1 protein-coding gene is annotated in these 1,254 nt (G+C 29.5%); it reads right to left on the bottom strand.

Translation table 11 applies throughout. The features are described 5' to 3' along the window. Nucleotides 1-38: 38 nt before the first annotated feature. Nucleotides 39-1,040, bottom strand: a complete 1,002-nt coding sequence (locus K8B81_RS20770) for an IS110 family RNA-guided transposase (protein WP_223683438.1) — start codon at nt 1,038-1,040, stop codon at nt 39-41. Nucleotides 1,041-1,254: the final 214 nt, after the last annotated feature.

Raw genomic sequence — 1,254 nt, 5'->3', positions numbered from 1 at the left:
GCATTCTATGATAAAAAACAATTAAAAAGTGTTAAAATTTAAGATGCAAATTTATAGGTGTTTATGTATTCTGTTTCTCGATTAATAACTGCGAATATCCTGCTTATAAGTTTGCATCTAATATTGTTTAATACAAGCATTGAATTTTTTCCTTCAGCCTTTTTCTTGTTGTAATATTCTTTTAATTGAGGGTCGTATTTAAGAGTTGTCATGGCACACATTTGGAGCAACGATTTCATTTTTTTGTCAGCCATATTGTTAACTTTCGTTCTGCCTTTAATACTAGATCCCGAGCTGTATTCAAATGGAGCAACCCCAGAATAGCAGGCAAATTGTCTCCAATTTTTAAAAGCTGTAAATCCTTTTGTAGCAATGATTAAATATATACTGGTATGTTCACCGATTCCAGGAATAGTTCTAATGAGTTGAGCTTGTTTGCTTAATTTGTTATTCGATTTAATGATTTCTTTAATTTTCGTTTCGATTTTGCGAAGGGAATTTTTAATTGTATTTATTAAATCCTGATTGATTTTGGATACTTCCTTAAAAATTTCTTTGTTTATAAAATCTTTGTTTTCCTTGGTTGTTTCTAAAAGCAACAACGATTTAAGGATTTTTTCCCTTTCTGTATACAGAATTTTTAGTTTTTGAATATCTGTATCGGTTAGAGTAAAAAGTTTAAGTTTATCAATGTTTCTGTAACTATAATAAGCAATGTCTTTAGCGTCTGATTTATCGGTTTTGCCTCTTGAAATTCCTTTTGATCTTTTTATTTCGATGGCAGGAACAACCCATAAATCTAACTGTAGATTTACTAAAACAGATGAAAGATGATTGGTGTATACCCCAGTGTTTTCACAACAAAAAAGAGTTTGAGTAATATCAATCTTCTTTTTCAAGTCTTTAACAAAATTAGAAATACTTTTAATGTCATTTTCAATAATCAAATGTTTCGATTCAAAAGAAGATACATCAAGAATATGAATATCTAACTTCAATTTTGAAACATCAATACCTACATAAAATTGATACTTTTTCATAACTTTGAGTTTAGGATAAACAAAAATGTTGAACTTCTTTAGAGCCTTTATTAGACCATAACGTCTATCATTCTATTTGAAGCAATTCAACGGGTTCAAGGAGAAGGCAGAGGACTAATGCGCAGCTTAGTTCTTAACTAGCAAAGTCTAAAGTTCACCTCTGCTTTCCTTTGAATAAATTTAAAGTTTTTATCAAATCCAAAGTAAAGGCAAA

The organism is Flavobacterium hibisci (assembly GCF_020026925.1).
Classification (GTDB): Bacteria; Bacteroidota; Bacteroidia; order Flavobacteriales; family Flavobacteriaceae; genus Flavobacterium; species Flavobacterium hibisci.
Note: the sequence above shows the minus strand (reverse complement) of the source record. Positions and strands in the feature narration are given on the sequence as shown.

Excerpts from the sequence above, each read along its gene's own strand:
- K8B81_RS20770 (WP_223683438.1), bottom strand. The coding sequence starts at position 1,040 with ATGAAAAAGTATCAATTTTATGTAGGTATTGATGTTTCAAAATTGAAG.